At 55.8% G+C, this 285-nt stretch carries 1 protein-coding gene; it reads right to left on the bottom strand.

Translation table 11 applies throughout. The features are described 5' to 3' along the window. On the bottom strand, positions 1-285 hold a 285-nt coding region (locus MXD62_RS08415; RefSeq protein WP_248828833.1), incomplete at both ends, for an ABC transporter permease.

Here is a 285-nt window from a genome sequence, read left to right as displayed (position 1 = left end):
AACGATCCGCCAAAACTCTTCCGGGGTGGGCGGAATGCCGATCGCAATCAAGCCTAATCCTGTGACCAGAAAGCCGAGCGCGAACAGCAGGCTGCTGATCACAATCAGCGCGGCTGCGTATTTGGCGTTGATCACATAATCACGGTAGATGGGCTGTGAGATCAATCGGCTCAGCGTCCCCTTGTTACGCTCCGCGTTAATCGCATCAAATCCCAGACCGATCCCGAGCAGCGGACCGAGGAAGCTGACAAACGTAATAAATGGCGGCAGGGTGCCGTCTGAAAC

It is taken from the genome of Frankia sp. Mgl5 (assembly GCF_023242985.1).
Lineage (GTDB): Bacteria > Actinomycetota > Actinomycetes > Frankiales > Frankiaceae > Parafrankia > Parafrankia soli.
The sequence above is the reverse complement of the archived record's forward strand: the minus strand, read 5'-3'. Positions and strand labels throughout refer to the sequence as shown.